Origin of the sequence: Flavobacterium frigoris PS1 (assembly GCF_000252125.1) — a bacterium.
In the GTDB taxonomy this organism is placed as follows: domain Bacteria; phylum Bacteroidota; class Bacteroidia; order Flavobacteriales; family Flavobacteriaceae; genus Flavobacterium; species Flavobacterium frigoris_A.
Map to the genome: position 1 here is coordinate 43,167 of NZ_AHKF01000022.1, position 25,434 is coordinate 68,600.

The window sequence follows — 25,434 nt, forward strand, 5'->3', positions numbered from 1 at the left end:
TAATGAAGAATTGTATTCCATCAGTTTTATGAGAAATAAATACACTTTTCTGTTTTCTTTTTTGTTTTTAAGTATAGTTACTTTTGGTCAAAATAACACTTCAAATACTGGAGAGTGGACAAATACTAATGAAATACCTGAAGACAGCACGGCAGCTACATTTGATTCATTGATGTTCTCAAAATCGAGCGAAATGCTAGACGAAGAGATGTATTGGTCTATAATTGAGAAGTCAATAATGGGAGCGGACAATCAGGAAGATCAAGAACTCTTTTTAATTGCTGAAATTGAAAAGCTTACTCCAGCAGAAATGATTGGATTTCGTTTAAGAACAGATAAACTTCTTTTTGACTCCTATAATCCTGAATTATGGTGTGCGGCTTATATTGTTAGTGGTGGCTGTTCAGATGGTGGATTTGAATATTTTAGATGTTGGTTAATCTCACAAGGAAAAGAACTGTTCTATAATGTAAAAGCTAAACCTGATAGTTTAATTAACCAAGTTGTTGAAGGTAAAGAATCATATGAGTTTGAAGGTTTTTGGTATGTGGCGATGAATGCATTCAAGAATACTACTGGCGAAGATTTGTACTCTTTTATTGATTACGACAAATTTGTGACTAATGATGAGAATTATCCGTTACTAAAATTCAATTGGAATGTAGATGAGCCACAAACTATGGAGAAAATATGCCCGAATTTATTTAAAAATCTTTGGAAATAAAACATTTATAAAAAAAAGGGGATACTTAATAAGTATCCCCTTTTTTTTATAAATATTATATTAAGTTGTTCTTAATGTAATTATAACTTGCAGCTGCGGATTCAATTGGATTAGGAATGTAGTTGCTTTCATGTTCTAAAAAGAAGCGTTTCATTCCTGAAAGTTCAGCTTGTGCAAAAATAGCTTTAAAGTCTATTGTGCCAGTTCCAATTTGGGCATTAAAATCAGGATTTACTTTATCCATGTCTTTAACATGCCACATTTTAAAACGTCCTGGATGTTCTTTGAATAATTCCAATGGATCATGCCCTGCACGAACTACCCAGTATAAATCCATTTCAAAATCAACTAAATTTTTATCTGTTTCATTTAATAAAATTTCATACCCATTGGTAGATCCAAATTTTGTGAATTCAAAATCATGATTGTGATAAGCTAATTTTAAACCTCCAGCTTTACAAAGCTCACCCACTTTATTTATATGTAACGCTAACTTTTTATAATCATCAGCAGTCGTACCACGTAATTCTGAAACGATATAAGGCACTGTTATATAGTTACTTCCTAACTGATTTGCAGTTTCTATATAGTTTTGTACAAGATCCGTAGAACCGTTTTTAATCATCAAATTAAAATCAAAATGATTACTTGTGGCTTTTAATCCATTATCATCTAGGATTGATTTAAAATCAGTTACCGAAGTGCCAAAGAAACCTTTATCTACTGAATAGCCAAAAGTTTCTACTTCATTGAAACCTGCTTTTCGCACAAGTTCTAATACACCTTTGACATCTTTTGGTAAAGTGTCTCTCAATGTCCATAATTGAATTCCAATGGATTTCTTTTTTGCAGCAAATGCAAAGGAAGGAGCAATGGCCAATGCACCTAGAGCTAATCCGGTACTTATTAAAAAGTCTCTTCTTTTTATCATGAGTTCTATTTTTTATAATCGTTAAATATCACAAATTGCGATAGCCTTTTTCAAGGATTCAAGCTTGTTCAAATTTGTAGGAATAAACTCTTGGGCAACATAGCCTTTGAATCCAGTTTCATGAATAACTTTCATTATAGCACTGTAATTTAATTCTTGTGTATCATCAATTTCATTTCTCCCTGGAACACCTGCTGTATGGTAATGCCCTATATAATTATGATTGTCTCTAATAGTTCTAATTACATCACCTTCATCAATTTGCATGTGGTAAATATCATACAATAGTTTAAAATGTTCTGAATTCAATCGTTTTGCTAATTTTACTCCCCAAGCAGTAGTATCACATTGATAATCAGGGTGGTTTATTTTACTATTCAATAATTCCATGACTAAAATGACTCCATGCTTTTCTGCAAGAGGAATCAATTTTTGTAAGCTAATAACACAATTGTGTAGACCTTCTTCGTCTGTTTTATTTCTTTTATTTCCGCTAAAGCAAATAAGGTTTTTAAAACCTGCATTAGCGACCATAGGAATCATTTCAGTATAGTTTTTAATTAATGTATCATGAAATTGAATATCATTAAAGCCGTCAACCAAATTAATTTCAGCTCCATTGCACATGGGGGAGTCTAAGCCATATTTTTTTAGGATAGGCCATTCTTTAGGCCCAACCAAATCAATTCCCTTGATTCCGATTTTTTGAGCTTCTTTGCAAAGAGTATCCAAGTCTATATCATTGAAACACCAGCGCGCAACAGAGTGATTAATATTGCCTTTTAAAATATCTAAAGCTGATTCCTCTTCGTTTACAGTCGATGCAAAATCAGAGAAACGCATGGGGATTCCCATTGTTACTGTCCCTGCTAGTATCCCTTTCAAAACGGACCTTCTGCTTAAGTTTAAACTCATAGTTGTGGTTTTAAATAGCTTGAATTTCTTTTTCTTTTTTCGAATCAAATAATAATGCAAATAATAAAAACACTGCGAATGCTATCCCTGCCGGAATAATCCAAACCATTTGCCAGTTAATAGTACCGTCAAGCATTTTATAATTATCCGTAATCCAGCCTGCGACAGCAAAACCAATTAACATCCCAACACCGTAAGTAGCTAATGTAATTAGGCCTTGAGCAGCACTTTTATATTTTTCACCCGCTTTTGAGTTAGTATATATTTGTCCTGAAACAAAAAAGAAATCATAACAAATTCCGTGTAATGCAATACCAATTATAAGCATAAAGCTTAAATCCCCACCATTTCCATAGGCGAACAAAGCATAACGAATTGCCCATGCCAACATACCTACTAAAATTGTTTTTTTGAATCCGTAACGAACAAAAAATACAGGGATTAGTAGTAAGAATAAAGCTTCCGAAATTTGTCCAATAGCCATTTTACCAGTTGGATTTTCAATTCCAGCACTTGTTAGAAAGGGATGTGCATTTTGATAATAGAAGGCTAGGGGGATACAAATAAGAATTGATGAGATAAAAAATATCGCAAAGTTTTTATCCTTTAATAATTTTAAAGCATCAAGCCCTAGTAAATCACCAACTCTAATTTTTTCATTTGAAACTATTTTGGGTGGTGTTTTTGGTAAAATAAAACTAAAAATTCCTAGTATTAATGCCGCAATTCCTGATAATAGAAAAGTATTTTTTAATAGTCCTTGGGTAACTCCTTCTGAAGAGTCCCAATTGAAAAGATAACTGATAGATAGTCCTGCTAATATCCAACCAATAGTTCCCCAAACTCTGATATTTGGAAATTCTTTTTCAGGATCTTTCATTTGATTAAAAGCTACCGAATTTACCAATGCCAAAGTAGGCATGTATAAAATCATATAGCCTAAAACATAGGTGTAAAACATACCTACTTCCTGAGAATGATACATTTGATACATCAATAAAGCTCCTGCTATATGTAGAATGCCTAATATTTTTTCAGCATTAAAATATCGGTCGGCTATTAATCCAATTATAAATGGAGCAATTATAGCACCCCACGACTGAGTTGAGAAAACAGCTGCTGTTTCTGAACCTGAAGCTTTTAAATTTATTGATAAATAAGTTCCCAGAGTAACAAACCATGCTCCCCAGATAAAGAATTCTAGGAACATCATTATAGATAATTTAATACGGACGCTGCTATTCATTGTTGTTTTGGTTAGTTAATGTATTCATTTTAATAATTTGCTTTAATTTGATTATAATTCCTTGATGGATATGTTTCTATACCAAACATTATCTCCATGATCTTGCAAGGCAATTTTTCCTTTCTTAAAAGTGCCAAAATCTTTCCAAGCAGTAAACTTACTTCCTGCTACTAAATCTTTCCAGTCATTGTCCCAAAGAGTCGTTTTTACAACTACAATTCCATTTAAAATAAAAGTTAGCTGTCCTTTATTACTAATGATTTCAGCAGTGTTCCATTCACCAACAGCTTTAACAGGCTCTACATCACCTTTTATTAAATCATACAAGTTTCCTGCGCGATGCTTATCTATTTTCCCATCAGGATGACCATCATTATCTAAAACTTGCATTTCCAAACCTGTTTCATAAGTATTTCTATATTTGATAGGATCTTCATTGATGTAAAAAATTATTCCACTATTTGATTTTTCTGCTACTTTCCAATCCAATTTTAGATGAAAATTAGAATACTCTTTATCGGTTACTAAATCTCCCCCTTGATTGTTTTCTTTTGCTGTTGGATCAAAATGTAAAGTACCATTTTCAACTTTCCATGCATCTCCTACTGTTGATTTTCCATACGTATGCCAACCGCTAGTGGATTTACCATCAAAAAGACTATTGAATTCACTTTGTGCATTGGCAATTGGTATCATAAGTAGAAGAAGGATTATGGTAATATTTAATTGTTTCATTTTATTTATTTTAAAATTTAACAGTGATTTTTTAAAGTACAAGATTTTTCCAGCCTTGACGATAATCTCTTTTTACAAATTGATTTACATCATCAAAATTGGTAATTTTCATGTTTTCATTATCCCACAATAACTTTACAGATCTACCTGGATATTTAATTTTGCCATTCACTTCTTTTTGAATATCATAACCTCTTATGGCTAAATTGGCCATCAATAAAGCTTCTGTTAGTGGGCCAGCAATTTCAAATGGAGAACTTAGTTCTTGTTTTCCATAGCCAGCAATAGAAGCTTCAATCCATTGTTTGTAATGTCCATTTGCCCCATCTTGAACTCTGTTATATTTGGAAGCTATTTTTAGATTTTCATTTTTACTAAGAGGCAGTAAACGTGGGTTAAGTCCATAAGTATCACACATCATTTTGCCTTTTGTACCAATAAATAAAGTTCCGTTACCTCCATCACCAAAGATTTCATTAGGCTCTAATTCTAATGGTCTCTCCGGTTGGATTCCACCATCCATCCAATGCAAGCTAACATCACTATTGGTTTTATCCGTTTTTGGGAATGTTAATGTGACATGGCTTGAAGGTGGACAACTTTCTGGAAAATATCCTCTTTTAAATTCATCGACATATACTGATCCTACACTGCATTGTACATCTTTAGCATATTTTAAATTTAGTACACTAAACGGAGCTTCAATTAAATGACAGCCCATATCACCTAGAGCTCCTGTACCATAATCCCACCAACCACGCCAGTTAAAAGGTACTAATTTGTCTACATATTCTTTATAAGGAGCAGTTCCTAACCATAAGTCCCAATCTAGTGCTGCAGGAACATTGCTTTTAGTTCCGGGCCAAGGAATTCCTTGAGGCCAAACAGGCCTATCAGTCCAAGCATTTACCGTATGTACATCACCGATTAGTCCTGCTTCATACCATTCTTTCATTATTCGTGTGCCATCATTTGAAGCACCTTGGTTTCCCATTTGAGTAACCACCTTATATTTTTTGGCAGCCTCAGTTAAAATGCGTGCTTCATAAATATCATGAGTCAGTGGCTTTTGAACATAAACATGTTTACCTAATTGCATTGCAGCCAAAGTTTGAATGGCATGATTATGATCTGGTGTTGCTACAGAAACAGCATCAAAATTTTTATGTTCTTTATCAAACATTTCGCGCCAGTCCTTATAATATTTTGCTTTTGGAAAAACGTTTACACTTTTAGCAGCTCTTCTGTCATCGACATCGCATAGAAAAGAAATATTTGCCTTTCCACTTTTATCAAACATAGCAATATCTGACTGTCCTTTGCCTCCAACACCGATACTAGCAATCAATAGCCGATCACTGGGAGCCACAAAACCTCTTCCCAATACGTGACGAGGAACAATCATAAATGCTGCGGCCGCCATAGCGCCCGTTTTTATAAAATCACGTCTATTTTGAATGACTTTAGTTTTTTTTTCTTGTTCTTCTTTCATGTTTGCTACTTAAGAGAATTAATAATATAAAAACATGTATGCGATAATGAAGGAATTGAAATCAAATGAATCAATTCTTAGTTTTATTTTTTTAAAGTTAAGATGTATTTTACCATTGATTTAGCATCCTCTTTGGTTAAAGAAGCATGAGCTCCCATTGGTAAACTTCCCCATACACCTGAACCTCCTTTTATGATTTTTCCAGATAAATAATTGATATTCTTATCGTTTGCTGCATACTTATTGGCGATATCGACATAGGAGGGACCTACCACTTTTTTATCTTTATTGTGGCAACCCATACAGTCCGATTTAGCTATTAATTTCTCACCATCTGAAATTTGAATTTTAAAACTATTTGTTTTTGAAGGCTTAATATAAGTTTCTTCTAATTTTTCATTAGAGAATGAGGTTAGACCAATCATGGCAAGAGCTAATAACAAATGTTTTATTTTCATTTTGTTTCTATTTTAAATTCTACAATCCTAAAATTTTTCTATTAAAAGCCTGACTACTATTAACCGACGCAAAGTCATCAAAAGCTTTATCGGTTACTTTTATAATGTGATTTTTTATAAATTCAGCTCCTTCGCGAGCACCATCTTCTTGATTTTTGATGCAGCATTCCCATTCCATTACGGCCCAACCTTTAAAATCATATTGTGATAGTTTACTGAAGATTGTCTTAAAATCAACTTGGCCATCACCAGGAGAACGATAACGTCCGGCTCTGTTTGACCAACTTTGGTAACCGCCAAAAGTTCCTTGCTTTCCGGTAGGATTGAATTCGGCATCCTTAACATGAAACGCTTTGATACGTTCATGATAAAAGTCGATGTATTGAATGTAGTCTAATTGTTGTAGCACAAAATGGGAGGGATCATATAAAATACAAGCACGAGAATGATTATTAACCGCTTTTAAAAACATTTCATAGGTTTCTCCATCAAATAGATCTTCACCTGGGTGTATTTCGTAACATAAATCAACACCATTTTGATCAAATTCATTCAATATAGGCATCCAACGTTTGGCTAATTCAGCAAATCCTTCTTCTACTAAACCTGCTGGTCGTTGTGGCCAAGGATGGAAATATTGCCAAAGTAAAGATCCGCTAAAAGTAGCATGTGCATTTAACCCTAAATTATTAGAGGCTTTGGCAGCATATTTCAATTGTTGTACGGCCCATTCTTGCCTAGCTTTTGGTTTTCCATGCACATTTGCAGGAGCAAAAGCATCAAATAGGTCATCATAGGCAGGATGAACGGCAACTAATTGACCTTGTAAGTGAGTTGATAATTCCGTTATTTCTAGACCATAAGATGCGATTTTTCCTTTTAATTCATCGGCATAAGTCATGCTCTCTGCTGCCTTTTGTAAATCAATAAAACGAGAATCTAGTGTTGGCATCTGTATCCCTTTAAATCCTAAATCAGCAGCCCATTTACAAATTCCATCTAAAGAGTTAAAAGGGGCTTCATCGCTAATGAATTGTGCTAAAAATACAGCTGGTCCTTGTATTGTTGTCATTTCTTTTATTTTAAATTTTAAACTCAAACCATTTTTGGTCTGATTTACCTGAGGCTATTACATTTTCAATAAAAGCCATTCCACGTACACCATCTTCAACATTAGGGAAATCGAGCATTTCTTCCGTTGGTTCTTTTCCTTTTAATTTTGCTGATAATGTCAAAGCAAAATTCTTATATAAATTAGCGAATGCTTCTAAATACCCTTCTGGATGTCCACTAGGAGTGCGCGAATTGAACTGTGCATTATTAGATAAATAACCGTTACCAGCTCTATAAATTTGAGCAGGTGCATCGGGCCATTTTACCAATAGTGTATTGGGTTCCATTTGATGCCATTCTAAACCACCCTTTTCTCCATAAATCTTAATTTTTAAACTATTTTCTTCTCCACTAGCAATTTGTGAGGCTACCAGAATACCGTTGGCACCGTTGTCAAATTTCAGTAATACATTTCCATCATCATCTAGTTTTCTACCTTCGACAACAATGTTAATATCAGCGCATAATTGAGTGATTTTCAAACCAGAAATGTATTCAGCCAGTTGTGCTGCGTGTGTTCCAATATCTCCCATACAACCACTAATGCCGCTTTTTTCAGGGTCAGTTCTCCAAGCTGCCTGTTTATTTCCGTCTTTTTCAGTCAAAGTACTTAACCATCCTTGTGGGTATTCGACCATTACTTTACGGATTTTTCCAAGCTGATTTTCAGCAACCATTTTTCTTGCTTGTTTAACCATCGGGTAACCTGAGTAGGTGTGGCTAAGGCACAAACTAAGCCCTGTTTCTTTTACTCTTTGTTGTATTTGCTTGGCTTCATCAAGACTTAAAGTCATTGGCTTGTCAATCATAACATCAAAACCATGTGCTAAAGCCATCATAGCAGGTGCAAAGTGGGCAAAATTTGGCGTAACAATAGATACAAAATCCATTCTTTCCCCTAATGGAAGCTTACTTTCAGTAACTAACATTTCTTGATATGAGCCATAACATTTTAATTCAGGAAGAAATAAATCTCTTCCCGATTCTATAGATGTTTCTGGATTAGAACTAAAAGCACCGCAATGAAGTTCAATTAATCCATCCATGTTAGCAGCGATACGGTGAATAGCACCAATAAAAGCATTTTTTCCACCGCCAATCATTCCCATTTTTAATTTTCTCATAAGCCTGTAATTCCTAGATATTTCCTTTTTTTAATTCTCTTACCGCATAATCTGCCGCGCGCGCAGTCAAAGCCATAAAAGTTAAAGAAGGATTTTGACAAGCAATAGAAGGCATGCAAGAACCATCTGTAACAAATACGTTACTAACTTCGTGCATTTGATTCCATTTGTTTAGAACAGAGTCTTTAGGATCATTACCCATTCTGGCTGTTCCCATTTCGTGAATAGCCATACCTGGATAACATTCATTATCAAAGGTTTTTACATTTTTGATTCCAGATGCTTCCAGCATTTCTGCGGCATCGTTCATCATATCAATTCGCATTTTTTTCTCGTTTTCTTTGTATTCGCAATCAATGGCTAACACAGACTGACCCCATTTGTCTTTTTTAGAATGGTCGATGTATACTTTATTTTCATAGTAGGGTAACATTTCTCCAAAACCACCTAGTCCCATACTCCAAGTGTCAGCAGGAAAACTCAGTTTGTCTTTAAAATCACCACCAAACTCTAATTCAGCTACTTCTTCATGCCAAGAACCTCTACTGGCACCTCCTTGGTAACCAAATCCTCTTAAATAATCTCTTTTATCGTTTCCTACATTTTGATATCTTGGAACATAGATTCCGTTTGCTCTTCGACCATAAGTGTATTTATCTTCAAAACCTTCAGCACTTCCTGAAGCGCCACAACGAAAATGGTGATCCATTAAATTATGACCTAACTGACCACTGGCATTTCCTAATCCATTAGGGTGAGCATCTGAAGTTGAATTCAATAAAATGAAGGTTGATCCTAGAGTAGAACCATTTACAAAAACGATTTTGGCATAAAACTCGATACTTTCATTAGTTTCCGCATCAATAACCATAACCCCTTTTGCCTTTTTAGTGTCTTTGTCGTAGATGATGTGATTAACAATAGAATAGGGTCTAACAGTTAGTCTCTTGGTAGCCATTGCTGCTGGCAAAGTCGAAGATTGTGTACTGAAGTAAGCACCAAATGGGCATCCGCGGCTACAAAGATTGCGATACTGACAGCTTCCTCGACCTTTGTGAGGCACAGTTAAATTAGCAGTACGTCCAATAGTTAGGATACGGCTTTTGTTGTAATGCTTTTCAATACGTTCTTTTACTGATTTTTCAACACAATTCAGATCCATTGGTGGCAAAAATTTACCATCTGGAAGTAATGGCCAGTTTTCGGCCTGACCACTTATACCTGCAAATTGTTCTACATAATCATACCATTTAGTAAGGTCTTTATAGCGTATTGGCCAGTCATTTCCATGACCATCTTTTTTATTATCTTCAAAATTGTGGTCGCTAAAGCGGTAACTTTGTCTACCCCATGTTAAAGATTTTCCACCTACCTGAAAACCTCTATACCAGTCAAAACGTTTGTCCTCAGTATAAGGGCATTCTAAATCATTTACCCACCATTTCTCATTAGCTTCCTGATACGGATAATCTCTAGTTTGTACCGGATGGGTCCTTTTTTGCTCTTCAGTTAACTTCCCTGCGTGTTCAAACTCCCAAGGAGCTTTCATTGCTGAGTCGTAATCTTTTATATGTTCTACATTCATGCCTCGTTCGAGCATCAATACATTTAAACCTTTTTCAGTTAGTTCTTTTGCAGCCCAACCGCCACTAATCCCAGATCCAATTACAATAGCATCGTAGGTATTTTGTTCTTTTAAATTAGTATTTATATTCACTTTCCTTATTTTTTTAATTGATATGTAGATTTTCTATTTGTCGAAATAGGAATTATGTGGCCCAAGCTTTTTGCCCAGGCTTATACTCAGCATTTCCATCATATTTCCCAGGAATTGGTAAATATTCACGTGCTTGAGTACAACCAATCTCAGAAGAGAAATACCCCAAAAGAGTTAAATCTCTTGCTATAGTAAAGAAAGAATAAGGTTCTTTTTTTTCAATTGTTTCTGTTCTTAAATCTCCAACTAACTTTTGTCTTTGATCGATACCAAGGGACAGAAAGTTCTGATTGTAGTCTTTCAAAGCTTTTGACTCCATTTCTTTTAAACCTGAAGAGAATGCAAGCTGCATTACTGGAGGATAACATTCTCTTATCATCATTGGAATAAAAGTCCCAACACCAGCTGCCTTAGCTCCCGGGGAGAGTTTAGTAGTTGGAATAATAATATCAGCAAATTCGGCTAAAATCTCTTCATCAGTACCTGAAAAAAACACTTGATTTTTTTCATCCTCGGGTAGTGTAAAACTTTCGAATAAAACTCCAATTGTAGAGGAGGAGAGGGCAGTTCCGAGTAAAAATGCCACGTTTTTTAGTGCTTTTCTTCTATCCATTTGCTAAATTATTAAAAATGTGTTTTTTTTTTAGTAAATATGTAATTCATACATTCTTTCAATATTACTAAAATTAGTATTGTAATCTTAGCTTTGTACGTTAATATCTAAAATAAATATCAAATTATTACAAATAATTACGTTTTACATGCATATTTCTATTCTTTTTGAAGTGAGATTGTTTAAAATTATCATTTATTCAACGGGAAAATATTTTATGACTGCTTTTGTCGTCAAAAACACACACTACAAGTACAATATATTTAAGATTTACCTTGTTAAAATTTTTAATAAAAGCGACATCTGGATCTCATTGCTTAAAAAAGAAACAATAAGGAATATGAAATCTTGAAAAGGAGTGCAAAAAAAAGATCTCAGAAAATAGTCTAAAAGAAAGCTACTAAATCAGAAGGAAAATAGTTTAAAAAAAGAAAAATATTGTACTAGTAAGCAAAAGAAAATCCACATACAAACAAACTGGCGCCTATCTTTCAAACAATCCTATAGTACCGCCAACCCAATTTTTATCTTTATTGAATTTAACGCCTATCATTTCGCCTCTACTCAATCGAACTAGGTTGCAAAGTAGAGTAGGTGCGGGATCATTTTTTTTCCAGACGCAAAGGACGCGGACTTCTGCCTTTACTTTCCCTTCAGGTGATTGTACAATAGGAATATATTTTACCTTTTTCTGAAGGATGTAGAGTTCTTTTTCAACAACTGCATCGATGTCTTCCTTTCTAACATGGAAAATCACACCTGTTCCCGAAAAAGAAAACAAGGGCTTCAAAACGTAGTTTTCTAAATCTTCAGGAATTTCCGTTAATTCGCTCAATAAGGTGGTTTCAATGAAATATTTCCCCTTCAAAAAAGGCAATATGAATTTACTAATCCTAAAAAACCAATTTGGATGTCCTGCCCATTCCACCTCAAGTTCGTCTGAGAAATGGAAGTTTAGTTTCAAATCTTTCCGTAAATCTAGTTCATCGAAAATGACCCGATTGTATATCCTCTTTACAAGAATATCAGTACCGTTTTTATCTGTATAAAAAAGTTGTTTTCCTTTTTTGATTAGTTCGGTGACGCAAACCGTAGGAATCCCCAAATCTCGTTTGCAGTAATAGAAATCAATTTTAGTGTTTTGCTTTTCGGGTTCAATCTCAAGGAGAATGACATTTTCTTTAGGGTGTTTGTTACAGATTACATCTTCAAGAATGTGGAGATATTCTTCTGGGCTAATCCCATTTATGAATGGTGTCAACTCGTCCAGAATGGGATATTGTTTTTTGAATTTTTCGAACAAATTCATCTGGTAATTAAACAAGGAAGGGAATCCTTGTACTTCGATTAACTTTGGAATAATACCACCATCTTCTTCACATATTCCAAAATCTATAGCTAGAAAAGTACTGTGATCGTCTTCATTAGGTACTTTATGATTTAATTCTAATGATTTGTCAGTAAGTGATTTAAAATCGTCTTTCTGAATTAAAGCTATAACCTCATTACAACCTTCAATAAGCTGTGACTTTAACGCATTAGAGATGAAAAAAGGTGTTTCCGCCAATCGAAAAGTGGGTTCGTAACCAAAATCGGAAGCAATATCATCTTTGAGTTCCTGATATTTCTTTTCTGTAAATTGGGCATTGAATAATTTTCGATATTTTGGAATCATAGAAAAAAAGAATTGTTAATTGGACATTGTTTTCTTAGTCTGCAGCAAGTCATTTATTGCCGAGCGAAGAAAATTAGGAATTAAAGTTTCGTTAGTACGGTATATTTTGTCGTCATCGAGTAGGTCCTCAAGCATATTGCGAAACTTTCTTTTCCCCTTCATATCTCTTATTTTTTCTTTGACTTCTTTATTTCTTAGATGGGAAATAAAACTTACAGGGTCTGCTTCAGGGTGAAATTGAGTTCCTACAAAATAGTCTGTAAAACGTACCGCCATTATAGCACGTTCATATTGAACGTGGTCCCTGATTTTTTCTAAAGAAATTATTTTTGCGCCTTTCTTTTTAAAAACACTTAATTTGGGCTGAACTACCTGATAATCTCTAGAATCTATTGCATAAAAAGGATCATCTAATCTTGCAAAAAGAGGATCTGTAAGTCCTTCTTTGGTTTTGTGCATTGTCATAACCCCAAATGAAGTATCATTCCTTTTAGTAATTTCAGCTAGACCAAAGTGTTTACAAGCCATTTGAAAAGAGTGGCAAATAAATAGAACATGCTTTTTCACCGGATTTTCAATGTTCCATTTGCTCAATGCATCAATAAATTCGTAATATTTTATATCCCAATCACCATCGCCAATTAATGGATTTCCGGGACCTCCTGTAGATATATAGATGTCAAATTTGTTAATTTCTGGCAATTCACACTTCCCTCTGACATCAAATATTTTGAGGCTCACAAAAGGATTAAACCTGTTTACGATGTCAATAATACAGCGCATTCCTTGATTCGGCACACCGTCGTACATGTCTAAAATAGCGATTGTTAAGGTCTTGTTATTCATGGATATTCTCTAATAAAAGTGGATTGCAAATATAATCTAATATATCATAACCCTTTGGTAAATTCGTCAGTTATGAAATCTACGACCTTTGTGAGGTCATTTGTTTCTTTAAAAACAGACAGTTGTTTGGCTGCTCCTGTTCCATTTTTCAAGATTTGGTGCACATAATTAATATGTTCTCGACTTCCCAATTCGTCGACTACATCGTCTACGAAATCCAATAGTTCTAATATTAACATTCTTGTTTCTACTTCTTTTTGTAGTCCAAAATCAATCATATGTCCTTCGATTCCATAACGGGCAGCGCGAAATTTATTTTCTTTTATAAGAGCTAATCGATAGATATTGAAGCTCATATTGTTTAAATTTAGTTTGTATAACTTAGCTACAACTGCTTGTATTACAGATACAATACACATAGTCTCCTCCACCGTTAAACTCATGTCGCAAATACGAAATTCAATGGTGTCATAAAAGGGGTGCAAACGTAAATCCCACCATATTTTTTTAGGGTTGTCAATGCAATTCGTTTTTACTAAGGTGTCCAAGAAATTATCGTAAGAGGCAAGCGAGTCAAAATATTCTGGCAGTCCAGTTCTTGGAAATTTGTCAAAAACCTTAGTTCTAAAAGATTTGTAACCTGTTTGCCTCCCTTCCCAAAAAGGAGAGTTAGTGGATAGCGCAAAAATATGTGGCAAAAAATAGCAGGCTTGATTCATCAATTGCAGACCAATTTCGCGATTTTCAATTCCCACATGGCAATGCATTCCAAAAATTAAATTGGAACGCGCGGCATCTTGTAATTCATTTACGATATTATGGTAACGCGGATCATCAGTTATCGGTTGGTCTTGCCATTTGGAAAATGGATGCGTTCCAGCTCCACCTACGATTAAATTTTGCTTATCAGCTAATTCAACAATTTTGGTTCTTAAAAACTTAATTTCCTTTTCGGCTTCAGCAACATTTTTACAAATGTTTGTGCCCACTTCAACAACAGATTGATGCATTTCTGATTTCACCTGTTCATTCAATATTATTTTGGCTCCGTCAACAATCTTTGACAAATGGGAGCGAAGGTCTCTTGTTTCAGGATCTATAATTTGATATTCTTCTTCAACACCAAGTGTGAAAGCAGGTAGTTTTTTCATTTTAAATTTTTTAGGAGCTTTTTACTTCATCAGCTTGTGACGCTCGAACCCTTTTTTCTGTTTCAATCGGCGTAAAAAGCGGCATTTGAACTTCAAACAGGGCTATGGCTCACTGATTCCTCTTAGTTATTTTATTTACCCGCCACTGCATCTTTCATAAAAGTTCCCCAAGTCAAATTCATTTTGCCAGGTTTGTGTTTTTTTGCTGCAGCGATAGCCATTTTAGCTGATTCTTCAACTACCCATTCAAAATTTTCAGCACCTACAGAAGTCAACTCTGCATCTGGAGCAGGATTTCCAAAATCAATGGCATACGGAATACCATCACGAACAGCAAATTCTACGGTATTAAAGTCATAACCTAAACCTTCGCAAAGTTTCAATGTATAGTCTTTAACCGTAGCTAATAATTTCTTATCAGTTGGTGGTCCATCTAATACATAGCGCAAATGAGGTTGATTTCTCGGCTCGTACTGCATAATTCGAACCGCTTTACGACCTAAACAATAAACTCTGAAATACTCCGTAAAAACGATCTCTTCTTGAAGCATCATTACAAGTTGTCCTGTTTCCTGATGCTTTTCCCAAAACTCTTCTTTATTTTCAAGGCGGTAGACATTTTTCCAACCACCGCCAGCGTAAGGCTTCATGTATGCAGGGAATTTTATGTAGTCAAAAATCCCTTCCCAATCCATAGGAAACGTAAGGTTTCTAAATGATTTTTCTGATGTATCTGTTGGGTGTTGTGCAGAAGGTAACAATACCGTATTTGGTAACGGTACGCCTAAGGTGTCAGCCAATGAATTATTAAAAAATTTATCGTCAGCACTCCACCAGAAAGGGTTGTTTATTACATTGGTTCCAGTTAAAGCTGCATTTTTAAGGTAAGCACGATAAAACGGGACATCTTGGGAAATACGGTCAATGATGACGGCGTATTCACCATCTTTATTTTGAACCACTTTGTCAATTGAAACCGCTTCTGCGATAATTCCTTTCGGGTTTTTTGAATTTACGCGATCTATAAATGCTTGCGGGAAGGTGTCTTCCATTCCAAATAAAATTCCAATTTTTTTCATTCTTAAATTTTTATCTTAATGTATACTTTTATTTATTTTTTGATCTTGGCGACTAAGACTAAAAAAACTTGACTCTTGACAGGTAATGTGGAAACATTTCTTTCCAAACGGGCCAATCGTGCTTTTTATCTTGGCGAATATCTAGCCAATTGTGAATGTTTCTATCGTTTAACACTTTACTGAGCTTCAAGTTATAATCAAGACAAACGTCCCAATTAGAAGTTCCTAATACAATATCCATTTTCCATAATTCGGAATCATTTAGTCCGTATAAATAATCCTCCGGACTATTGTAATATACGTCGTCATTATGAAAACCATCCATAAAACTTTTTATACTGAATGCACCACTCATCGAGAACATATGACTTACATATCCAGGATGTCTAAAAGCAAAATTGGCAGCATGATATCCTCCAAAACTTGCTCCGGCAACTATGACCTTTCCAGCAGGGGTATTGTTTTTTACCTTTTCTACAATTTCATGGCAGATCATCTTATCGTATCGCACATGATTTTCTATACGATGGATTGGGTAAATGTTCTTGTTGTAGAAACTATCTTTGTCGATACTATCAGGACAATAGATTTGTATTAACCCTTGTTCTACGTACCATTTAGCTGCATCTATCAACCCCATATCCTTATTCTCATGGAAACTTCCCATTGAAGTGGGAAATAGAATCACTGGGTATCCGGAATGTCCAAAAACTAACATTTCGATCTCTCTATTTAGGTTAGGAGAATACCATTTGAAATACTCTTCTTTCATAATATATTTTTAACAATTATAATAAAAAATATTTAATAAATGTAATAAAAAAGCGAGTACATTCCGTTTTTAAGCTTATTAAACAAAAGAATTATGGAATAGTTAGTAAACATCTATAATAATGGGAATAGACTATTTAGCGCTGCTACTTTCAAACAATTGTATTTGACTTCGCAATCTTTCGATGAGCATGGTCATCATTCTTTTGTTAAGACTGGAAGAGTTTCTTATATATACTGAGTATTCTTCGGCAGTAAATAATCCAATGATCATCCCCTTTAAAGCATTTCGATATTTAATATCTTTCTGGATTGAATTTTCTATTGCAGCTAATTTTTTCTCTGTTGATTGGGAATAAAAATCACTCTTATATTTGGTTATATAGTTCCTGAAAGAGGCAATGAACAGATCATTTTGAAGTTTGAGGATAGGACGAAGCACCTCATTTTGGAAGCTTTCATCAGAGGAGGATTGGATGCTTACTGAACCTATTGTTTCTCCACGGAATTCTTTTAAAAATACATCTCTTTGTGTCATTTTTTTCTTTAAAATTAAAAAAAAATTAGCTGAGATGTGTTATTTTCGCATTACTAAAATAAAAAATATGCGATTTCACACCAGAAAATGGGTAAAACCCGAAGACTTGAATCCAAACGGAACTTTATTTGGCGGTCAGTTATTAGCTTGGATAGACGAAGAATTGGCTTTATATAGCATTATCCAATTAGAAAATTCAAGAGTGGTTACTAAGCACATGTCCGAAATTAATTTTACAAGTTCAGCAAAACAGGGCGACATTATCGAAATTGGTATTGCTGTTGCTAAGTTTGGAAAAACATCCCTAACGCTTAAATGTGAAGTTCGAAACATGATGACTCGTGAAACGATTATTACTATCGACAGCACTACAATGGTCAACCTAGGAGCTGATGGAAAACCAAAAGCTCATGGAAAAACACAGATTGAATTCGTTAAAGACCGAATTAATTAGAAAATTACTCTAATATTTGCATTCCTTTATTGATGACGTTGTGATCAACAAAGATATGGTCATGATAAAAACGCTGCAATCACATTACAGCTAATGCCATTTTTAGCAAGTACATTAGAAAAATCCGCCGTTAGCCCAACTGCTTGTAAGGAAGATTAGACGGTCAAAGTAATCCAGGCAGAAATTAATGAATAGTCTAATTTTAAATTATCTGCCAATTCTTTTTTGATGACAACAGTGGTTCCTTCTTTTTCCTCGAAAACTAAAATTACTTGCTCATGCTTAATATCCCTTAAGTCACGAATACTACAAAAACCATGAAACCCCAATATTATGTTGGGGTTTCATGGTTTTTAATAAAGTTTCCAAATTTTCTTCTGTTGCTATATTTCAAAATGTTTAATTAGCTTTCAGTTTACTTGTTTTTCTCTCGTCCGTTTCTAAAATGGCGTATTCATAATTATCAGACCATCCTGATTTTAGAGGAAGCGTTTGTCTTGCATGGCCTTCTCGTGTCATGCCTACTTTTTCAAGCACTTTTATAGATCCTATGTTTTCTATTGCACAGCCTGCTGCAATACGGTGTAGTTTTAAGTTATAAAAACCAAAATCTAAAATTAAATTTAAGGCTTCGGTTGCATATCCTTTTCCCCAATAATCTATATTCAGCTTGTAATAAACCTCTGCGTTATTGTACTTTTTGGAACCTAAGTTGAACCCAAGTAAACCTATAAATGTTCCTGTATTTAATTCTTCAATAGCAAAAGTATAGTTTACAATATCCTGCTGTTGATTAGCTGTAATTTGTGGAGTAATAATTTTTTTAGTAGCCTTAATATCATCTGGAATTCCCAGTGTATTATATTTATCGGTTTCCAGTAGGGAATGTAAGGCATGGATAGCATTCAAATCAGAAGACTCTATTAACCTTAGTTTTAATCTTTCGCTAAACAACTCTATCGTCTTCATGGTAATACAAATTTTTATTTTAGATATTCTTTTTCTGATGGCAATTCAAATACTTCTAGATCAAAGTACTTTACCGATGAAAAAATATGGTCAAAAACATCTGACATCACGTACTCATAATTTTCCCATCTTTTATCACTTGAAAAAGCGTAAATTTCTATAGGAACACCATGTGATGTAGACTGTAATTGGCGGCACATCATAATCATTTCTTGATTTAATGCCGGATGACTGCGCAAGTATTGTGTGATATATTTTCTAAACAAACCAAGATTAGTAAGGTTTCTACCATTGATAGGAAGTGCCTTATTAATAGAGTTATTTATGTTGAATGTGTCAATATCTTTTTTTTGGGTATCAATATAATCACTGATCAGGGTTATGTTCTTTAATTTCGACAACTCCTCTTCTTCAAGAAAACGGATACTGCTTGTTTTAATAAGGATATGTCTCTTAATTCGGCGTCCATCAGAATTAAGCATTCCTCTCCAGTTTTGGAAAGAATCAGAACTCAAACTATACGTTGGGATAGTTGTGGTGGTATTGTCAAAATTTCGAACTTTAACAGTGGTTAAATTGATTTCGATTACGTCTCCATCAGCGCCAAATTTGTCCATTGTTACCCAATCGCCTATTCGAATCATATCATTTACCGAAACCTGTACACTGGCTACAAAACCAAGAATAATGTCTCTGAAAATTAATATTATTAATGCAGATACGGCTCCGAAAGTAGTTAGGATTTCTGTATGGTTGATCTCAAAAAGTCGGGAGATGATTACAGTAATTCCCACCATCCAAAGCACAATCATGATAACCTGAATGAAACTATCAATGGGCTTGTCGCTGTAGCGTGCCTTTAGTTTTAAATAATCCCGTAATGCATTAAATATAGTTCTGATAATCCATAAAACCAAAACAACGATATATATACTTACCAGCTTACCAAAAACACCTTCCCAATATTCGTATTTAGCCAGAATTATAGGAACTGATTTATAAATAAATAAAAGTGGAATAAGATGCGCGATGTATTTAGCGGTTTTATTGGTGACCAATAAATCATCGAATTTTGTTTTGGTTTTCTGGGCTATAAATACCATAACCGTTACCAAAATAAGACGAAACACTACATACATAACGTAGGACAATAAGCATAGAATAGCTATGTTGAAAATCAAACTTATATAGGACGCAAAGTTGTAACTCATTCCCCATTTTCGAAAAATAGGGTAGAGGAAACCAAATGTTTTTTCGATGAATTTATACATTTTTCAAGTATTTCTTTTCAACGTAAAAAGCGCCAAAAGGAATTAAAGAAGCAGCTAGAATAATAGCTAAAGTTTTTAGTGACCATTTTTGCGATTTTTTCACAAGAATTGCCAATAAAACGTAGGCAATAAATAAGACTCCATGGCTCATCCCAATAGGGTATAATAAAGTATGGTACAGTTCGAAATTTGATGGCTTGATAAAAAGCATATTTGAAAATAATACCAAATATGAAATTCCCTCTAGGACTGCTGTAATCTTAAAAATCTTGAGCATTTAATTTTTTTTAAGTAATAATTTACAAAATTAAGTATTATGATTGAAGTATTCAATCCCAAAGTAATTTACTTTTGTAAATCTGAAACAGTTATAATGAGTAAACGTGATTTAAAAAAATACCTAAACGAACTAAATAAAGAACAACTCGAGGAGCAAATCATCGAACTGTACGAAAAGTTCAGTACTGTCAAGGTCTACTATAATTTTGTTTTCAATCCTAAGGAAGATACTCTTTTGCAGGAATGTAAAATTAAAATCTCGCATGAATATTTTCCGATAAAAACCACGGGAAGGGGCAAAAAACCAAAAATGCGACGTAGTGTTGCTCAAAAGTACATTAAGCACTTTATTGTTTTGGGCGTAGACCCTTTTGTAATTGCAGATGTTATGCTTTATAATATTGAAATTGCACAAACCTTCTCCTCAGGGCATCCCATAAAACAAGAGTTGTTTTATAAAAGTATGTTCAATTCCTTCGAGCAAGCTGTGGTTTTTATGATTGCAAATGGCATTTTACAGGAGTTTAAAGCAAGGATAGTGGCCATTCATAAGGAGACAATTTCCCAAAAATGGAAAAACGAATCCGAATTTGATGCGATAATTGAGCGATTTGAGTATTAATAGGTCGCTTAATCCAAATTATTTAAATCTAGTCCTATATTTTCAATTAAATATAACAGAATTACTGTTTTTTAGGTGTATTTTTGCAAAAACCCAACAAAAACAATGTTTGAAAATACTATAGAAATAGAAAAAGAAGACAAAAAAGAACTTTACGCGTATCAAAAAGGGGATATCGATGCCATATTTGAACGCATAGACAATGCGCCAAGACAACACCACTTGCTTTATCAACTACCTACGGGTGGCGGAAAAACAGTTGTATTCTCTGAAATCGTACGTCGATATCTGTCAAAAAATGAGAAGAAAGTAGTTGTATTGACACATAGAATTGAGTTGTGTAAGCAAACTTCCAAAATGTTGAAGGGGTTTGATGTTAAAAATAAAATCATCAACAGTAAAGTAAAAGAACTTCCAGATCAAAACGAGTATTCTTGTTTTGTTGCCATGGTAGAAACTTTGAAAAACCGTATTAATGATGAGAAACTGCATCTTGATAATGTAGGTTTGGTGATTATTGATGAAGCGCACTACAATTCATTTAGAAAATTGCTTAGTTCATTCACCAATGCATTTATTTTAGGAGTTACAGCAACTCCTTTGAGTTCGAATATTAAGTTACCTATGCACGAAAGCTACGACGAATTAATTGTTGGTGACACCATCAATTCATTGATCGAAAATGGCTTTTTGGCTAAAGCGATTACATATAGTTATGACGTAGGTTTGACTTCGTTAAAAGTAGGAATTAATGGTGATTACACCGTTAAATCTTCTGATGATCTGTATACTAATATGGCCATGCAGGAGAAATTACTACATGCCTATACAGAGAAATCATTAGGTAAAAAGACCTTAATTTTCAATAACGGAATCAACACTTCCTTATATGTTTACGAGACATTTAGAGAGGCAGGCTACCCAATTCGTCATCTTGACAATACGAGCAGCACTGAAGAACGAAAGGATATTTTGCAATGGTTTAAGAAAACACCTGATGCCATTTTGACATCAGTTGGTATCTTGACAACGGGTTTTGATGAACCTACTGTTGATACCATAATTCTTAACAGAGCTACAAAATCATTGACGTTATATTACCAAATGATTGGTCGTGGTTCAAGAAAATTACCAAATAAAGATATGTTTACCGTTATCGATTTGGGAAATAATGCAGCTCGTTTCGGACTGTGGAGTGAGCCGGTTAACTGGCAACATATTTTCAAATCACCGGAGTTCTACCTGGAAAATTTACGTGATGATACGGAGATAGAATTGTATTTTAAATACACAATGTCGCCAGAATTGCGAGCCAAATTCAGCAAAACGGCAGAAGTGTCTTTTGATGTTGATGAAGAGCATAAACTGATTATCGCTCAAAACTTACGTTCAAAAGTGGTTTTGGAAAAATCATTAGAGCAACACGCAGCCATGTGTGTAGACAATACAGAAACGTTGCAAGAAGCAAAATCACTGTCAAAAGAATTAGACGAAGATATCGAGTGCCGTATAAAACGCTATTCTAAATGTCTAAGTCAATGTAGTAAAAACTACCGCGAATGGCTTGTTGATGATTACAAACTGAAAATGACCTTATTAATTGGGAAAAAGTATCGTGAGAAAATCATGAACGAACCTGATGAAGAATAAGATATAAAATAAGGAGCTAATCCCGCTGTACACTTTATCTGTTGTGGTGAACCCCACCACAACAGGATATCGTTACCATCGGGGCTAAAAAGCAGAATACAAAACAACTATTTTTTATAAAATAACAAATCCAAAAAAATGCCAAAACAATTCTCTGATTTAGGAATTTCAGCACCAATATTAAAAGCGATTACCGAATTGAAAATTGTTGTGCCAACAGAAATTCAACAAAAGACGATTCCGTTACTTTTAGCAAATACCACTGATTTAGTAGGTCTTGCAAAGACAGGTACTGGAAAAACAGCTGCTTTTGGATTGCCACTTTTACAATTAACAGACACACAAATAGCTACTGTACAAGCTGTAATTCTGGTTCCAACACGTGAACTGGGACATCAGATTTTTAGAAACTTGGAAGATTTTGCAAAACACCTTCCCGAAGTTTCTATAGCGGCCACTTGCGGTGGAATCCCAATCAAACCACAAATGGAACGATTAGTTTCGCCAACACATATTGTTGTGGCTACGCCAGGACGTTTGATAGATTTGATTCAACGCAAAGCGATAAATCTTAAAGAAACTAAATTTCTTGTCCTTGACGAAGCCGATGAAATGGTGACTATCCTAAAAGAAAGTTTAGACGAAATCGTTGCTGAATTACCTAAGGAACACAGAACCTTTTTGTTTTCAGCAACCATGCCAGGAGCAATAAAACAATTGGTTCAGAATTACCTAAACAAAAATGTGGTGCAAGTTAGTGCTAGCATGGAAACGATAGGCAACCAAGGAATTGATCATGAATACATTGTGGTTGATCCAATCGAGAAACTGGATGTTTTGATGCATTTCCTAAATTCTAAGGAAGGCGAACGTGGAATTATCTTTTGTAAAACAAAAGCGGCCGTGAATAAACTAGCCAAAAACTTAGCAATCAATCGTTTTTCATCGGGAGCATTACACGGCAGCTTATCGCAAGGGATTAGAGACCGTATCATGGAGCAATTCCGTGAAGGGCATATTAACATATTAGTGGCTACTGATTTAGCAGCTAGAGGAATTGACGTAAAGGAAATATCCTATGTGGTCAATTATCATTTACCTGACGTATACGAGGCTTATGTGCACCGTAGCGGAAGAACAGCCAGAGCAGGAGCAAATGGGCTTTCCTTGACTGTTTTACAGCCTGAAGAAGTTGCTGAAATTGCTGATTTTGAAAAAGAGCTTGGAATCAAATTTTCTGAGTTTAAAAAACCAAGCGCCTTAAGTATTGAAGAAAATAATACCCTTTTATGGGCAAAACAAATATTTAAAACCAAACCCAACCATGAAGTGGATGCGGAATTAAAAACAAAAATAAAAACGGTATTTCATCATTTGACGAAAGACGAATTGATCGAAAAACTACTAGCTAATTATTTGTTGCAAAATAAAAATGAACCGGCCGAAAAACCGGTTAAAAGACAAAAAATGAAATAGTATTTTTTCTATTTATTCATGAAAAACCATTGCAATGCTTGATAAAGCGCTGCAATGGTTTTTTTTTGCCTTTTATTTATTTAAAAATGAAAAAGGAATGCTAAATGAAGGTTCGGGAATACATTTAAAAGTACAAGAATATGCTAAATAAAAAAGCTTGGCAAAGCTATACTTAAGCAAGTACAAAAGCGCAACCCTGCTCGACAAAGCTCCAGTTTGCAACATGGATTAGCATCTTATATTCCGGACACAAACAAAGTAGATTTTGGATCGGGCTGAAAATTCTTTTGAATATTCTTTATTGAATGAAAACTAAAAATAATTTTAGTTAAATGAGCTATAAATCTGTTTTAAGAGCAATAACTTGTTTTATACTTCGTTATTTACTCTAACAATAACTAGTTTTTTACTTAGTTATGAATTCAAAGCATTTTGCCTCATGAAAAAAATGACAATTGCAACAATTGCCCTATTCTTTATTACATCAAACATTTTTAGTCAAACAACAAATAAACGTATTGATTCTGCCTCTATAAAATATCAGTTTGATAACCTTATTGATAAATCAAATGATTTTCAGGGTTATAAAGTGATTAAAGCAACTTCGTTACTTAAATTACAATCAAATGTCCTCGACTCTCTTTCCGTTTCAAAACAAAAGATTTTAGCCAATGCAGATTTTAGGAATTCACAAAAACGACTTATTGACAGTTTACAAAGCAAATCAACTGCCTCAAAAACGGTTGTTTCCAATTTAAGATCTGAAAAAGAAAGTATTTCACTTTTTGGCATTCAATTAAAAAAAACGTTTTTTAAAACATTGTTTTTCCTTATTGTACTTGCATTGATTGCTACGCTACTATTTTTTATCTTCCAGTTTAAAAAAAGCAATGCCATAACCATAGAAAGCAAGCTGGCATTAAAAGAGTCCGAAAAGGAGTTTGAAATATATAAAGAAAAAGCTTTGGAACGCGAACAGAAAGCTATGCGAAGGCTACAGGATGAATTGAATAAAAGGAAAAAGGAATTCTCTGCGACTCTGCCTCGTGCATAAAAGAGGAAGGTCTGAAAACCTTAGATTTTGATCAAACACTAATAATTTAGAAAAGGACTGTTGAAAACGCATCGACGGTCCTTTTTTTAATGCTGCCAGTGTGTAATATTCTGGCATCCTAGAAATTTAGTTTTACAAACCGAATGCTAAAGGCCATACAAGTTTCCAAATCCTTATAAAGTGAACTACCGTCTAAAGCAAACCAGATCATTTGGGTATAGCAATAAAATTGACAGTAGGTGTGGACTAACCTTCAAAAATAGGTAGAGAATAGTTTCTGAAAAGAGACAAACAAGCCGAATTGGAAAAACTTGATTTTCAGCACCTGAGTATTTTTCAATCTTCAAATGATTTTAATGCCCACTAACCAATATGCAACTTCTCAGGCTATTGTATTAAAAGTATGGACTAAACTAAATTTCATTTTAAAAGTTAATCATCTTAAATACAAGTAAATAGTAAAGTACAGATCAATTATTGTGATTGCAGATAAAATTTTTACAAGTGCAACAAGGTTATAATTTTTACAAC

The 25,434-nt window shown here is 34.3% G+C and carries 26 protein-coding genes; 6 read left to right on the forward strand and 20 right to left on the reverse strand.

Translation table 11 applies throughout. From position 1 onward, the window contains the following. Positions 1-28 precede the first annotated feature (28 nt). On the forward strand, positions 29-724 hold the full coding sequence (locus tag HJ01_RS14125) for a DUF4240 domain-containing protein (RefSeq protein WP_081478719.1): 696 nt from the start codon (positions 29-31) through the stop codon (positions 722-724). 55 nt (positions 725-779) lie between these two features. On the opposite strand, the gene HJ01_RS14130 is transcribed toward HJ01_RS14125, so the two are convergent. From HJ01_RS14130 to HJ01_RS14205, 16 genes are all read right to left on the reverse strand, one after another. Further along, positions 780-1,655 (reverse strand): sugar phosphate isomerase/epimerase family protein, encoded by an 876-nt coding sequence (locus HJ01_RS14130; RefSeq protein WP_007139149.1) that lies wholly within the window; start codon positions 1,653-1,655, stop codon positions 780-782. Positions 1,656-1,676: 21 nt separating this feature from the next. Next, complete coding sequence (locus HJ01_RS14135; RefSeq protein ID WP_007139150.1) at positions 1,677-2,570, reverse strand: hydroxypyruvate isomerase family protein; 894 nt, start codon at positions 2,568-2,570, stop codon at positions 1,677-1,679. Between the two features lie 10 nt (positions 2,571-2,580). Then, positions 2,581-3,816, reverse strand: a complete 1,236-nt coding sequence (locus HJ01_RS14140) for a nucleoside permease (RefSeq protein ID WP_040474001.1) — start codon at positions 3,814-3,816, stop codon at positions 2,581-2,583. Positions 3,817-3,867: 51 nt separating this feature from the next. Further along, positions 3,868-4,551 (reverse strand): DUF1080 domain-containing protein, encoded by a 684-nt coding sequence (locus HJ01_RS14145; RefSeq protein WP_007139152.1) that lies wholly within the window; start codon positions 4,549-4,551, stop codon positions 3,868-3,870. 31 nt (positions 4,552-4,582) lie between these two features. After that, positions 4,583-6,043 carry a Gfo/Idh/MocA family protein gene (locus HJ01_RS14150; RefSeq protein ID WP_007139153.1) on the reverse strand — a complete coding sequence of 487 codons (1,461 nt, stop codon included), beginning with the start codon at positions 6,041-6,043 and terminating at the stop codon, positions 4,583-4,585. An 83-nt stretch (positions 6,044-6,126) separates the two neighbouring features. Continuing rightward, a complete protein-coding gene (locus tag HJ01_RS14155; protein WP_007139154.1) occupies positions 6,127-6,501 on the reverse strand; it encodes a c-type cytochrome in 375 nt (124 codons plus the stop codon). A gap of 19 nt (positions 6,502-6,520) precedes the next feature. Then, positions 6,521-7,573: a sugar phosphate isomerase/epimerase family protein gene (locus HJ01_RS14160; RefSeq protein ID WP_007139155.1), complete on the reverse strand. Its 1,053-nt coding sequence runs from the start codon at positions 7,571-7,573 to the stop codon at positions 6,521-6,523. A 10-nt stretch (positions 7,574-7,583) separates the two neighbouring features. Then, entirely contained in the window at positions 7,584-8,738 is a 1,155-nt protein-coding gene (locus tag HJ01_RS14165; RefSeq protein WP_238531095.1) for a Gfo/Idh/MocA family protein, read from the reverse strand. 13 nt (positions 8,739-8,751) lie between these two features. After that, positions 8,752-10,455 (reverse strand): GMC oxidoreductase, encoded by a 1,704-nt coding sequence (locus tag HJ01_RS14170; RefSeq protein WP_007139157.1) that lies wholly within the window; start codon positions 10,453-10,455, stop codon positions 8,752-8,754. A gap of 52 nt (positions 10,456-10,507) precedes the next feature. Further along, positions 10,508-11,068: a gluconate 2-dehydrogenase subunit 3 family protein gene (locus HJ01_RS14175; protein ID WP_007139158.1), complete on the reverse strand. Its 561-nt coding sequence runs from the start codon at positions 11,066-11,068 to the stop codon at positions 10,508-10,510. Between the two features lie 484 nt (positions 11,069-11,552). Beyond that, positions 11,553-12,743, reverse strand: a complete 1,191-nt coding sequence (locus HJ01_RS14180) for a hypothetical protein (protein ID WP_007139159.1) — start codon at positions 12,741-12,743, stop codon at positions 11,553-11,555. 15 nt (positions 12,744-12,758) lie between these two features. Continuing rightward, positions 12,759-13,589, reverse strand: coding sequence for a type 1 glutamine amidotransferase (locus HJ01_RS14185; RefSeq protein WP_007139160.1), 831 nt, complete (start codon positions 13,587-13,589; stop codon positions 12,759-12,761). Positions 13,590-13,633: 44 nt separating this feature from the next. After that, positions 13,634-14,740, reverse strand: coding sequence for a carboxylate-amine ligase (locus HJ01_RS14190; protein ID WP_007139161.1), 1,107 nt, complete (start codon positions 14,738-14,740; stop codon positions 13,634-13,636). 131 nt (positions 14,741-14,871) lie between these two features. Beyond that, entirely contained in the window at positions 14,872-15,819 is a 948-nt protein-coding gene (locus HJ01_RS14195) for a RimK family alpha-L-glutamate ligase (protein ID WP_007139162.1), read from the reverse strand. Between the two features lie 58 nt (positions 15,820-15,877). Beyond that, positions 15,878-16,591 carry an esterase family protein gene (locus tag HJ01_RS14200; protein ID WP_007139163.1) on the reverse strand — a complete coding sequence of 238 codons (714 nt, stop codon included), beginning with the start codon at positions 16,589-16,591 and terminating at the stop codon, positions 15,878-15,880. 132 nt (positions 16,592-16,723) lie between these two features. Then, entirely contained in the window at positions 16,724-17,128 is a 405-nt protein-coding gene (locus HJ01_RS14205; RefSeq protein WP_007139164.1) for a hypothetical protein, read from the reverse strand. A 67-nt stretch (positions 17,129-17,195) separates the two neighbouring features. Between HJ01_RS14205 and HJ01_RS14210 the strand changes: the two genes are divergently transcribed. Further along, a complete protein-coding gene (locus HJ01_RS14210) occupies positions 17,196-17,582 on the forward strand; it encodes an acyl-CoA thioesterase (protein ID WP_007139165.1) in 387 nt (128 codons plus the stop codon). A 155-nt stretch (positions 17,583-17,737) separates the two neighbouring features. On the opposite strand, the gene HJ01_RS17905 is transcribed toward HJ01_RS14210, so the two are convergent. From HJ01_RS17905 to HJ01_RS14230, 4 genes are all read right to left on the reverse strand, one after another. After that, positions 17,738-17,911 (reverse strand): ACT domain-containing protein, encoded by a 174-nt coding sequence (locus tag HJ01_RS17905; RefSeq protein WP_007139166.1) that lies wholly within the window; start codon positions 17,909-17,911, stop codon positions 17,738-17,740. A gap of 70 nt (positions 17,912-17,981) precedes the next feature. Then, a complete protein-coding gene (locus tag HJ01_RS14220; RefSeq protein ID WP_007139167.1) occupies positions 17,982-18,551 on the reverse strand; it encodes a GNAT family N-acetyltransferase in 570 nt (189 codons plus the stop codon). 14 nt (positions 18,552-18,565) lie between these two features. After that, on the reverse strand, positions 18,566-19,822 hold the full coding sequence (locus HJ01_RS14225) for a mechanosensitive ion channel family protein (RefSeq protein WP_007139168.1): 1,257 nt from the start codon (positions 19,820-19,822) through the stop codon (positions 18,566-18,568). Continuing rightward, positions 19,815-20,099 (reverse strand): DUF3817 domain-containing protein, encoded by a 285-nt coding sequence (locus HJ01_RS14230; protein ID WP_007139169.1) that lies wholly within the window; start codon positions 20,097-20,099, stop codon positions 19,815-19,817. Before HJ01_RS14230 ends, HJ01_RS14225 begins: the two co-directional genes overlap by 8 nt. Before the next feature lie 96 nt (positions 20,100-20,195). Between HJ01_RS14230 and HJ01_RS14235 the strand changes: the two genes are divergently transcribed. The 4 genes from HJ01_RS14235 (at position 20,196) to HJ01_RS14250 (ending at position 24,903) form a co-directional block, all read left to right on the forward strand. After that, positions 20,196-20,723, forward strand: coding sequence for a DUF6155 family protein (locus tag HJ01_RS14235; protein ID WP_040474013.1), 528 nt, complete (start codon positions 20,196-20,198; stop codon positions 20,721-20,723). 105 nt (positions 20,724-20,828) lie between these two features. After that, positions 20,829-22,373, forward strand: coding sequence for a DEAD/DEAH box helicase (locus HJ01_RS14240; protein ID WP_007139171.1), 1,545 nt, complete (start codon positions 20,829-20,831; stop codon positions 22,371-22,373). A 138-nt stretch (positions 22,374-22,511) separates the two neighbouring features. After that, positions 22,512-23,849 (forward strand): DEAD/DEAH box helicase, encoded by a 1,338-nt coding sequence (locus HJ01_RS14245; protein ID WP_007139172.1) that lies wholly within the window; start codon positions 22,512-22,514, stop codon positions 23,847-23,849. A gap of 439 nt (positions 23,850-24,288) precedes the next feature. Next, positions 24,289-24,903 (forward strand): hypothetical protein, encoded by a 615-nt coding sequence (locus tag HJ01_RS14250; protein WP_007139174.1) that lies wholly within the window; start codon positions 24,289-24,291, stop codon positions 24,901-24,903. The last annotated feature ends 531 nt before the right edge of the window (positions 24,904-25,434 follow it).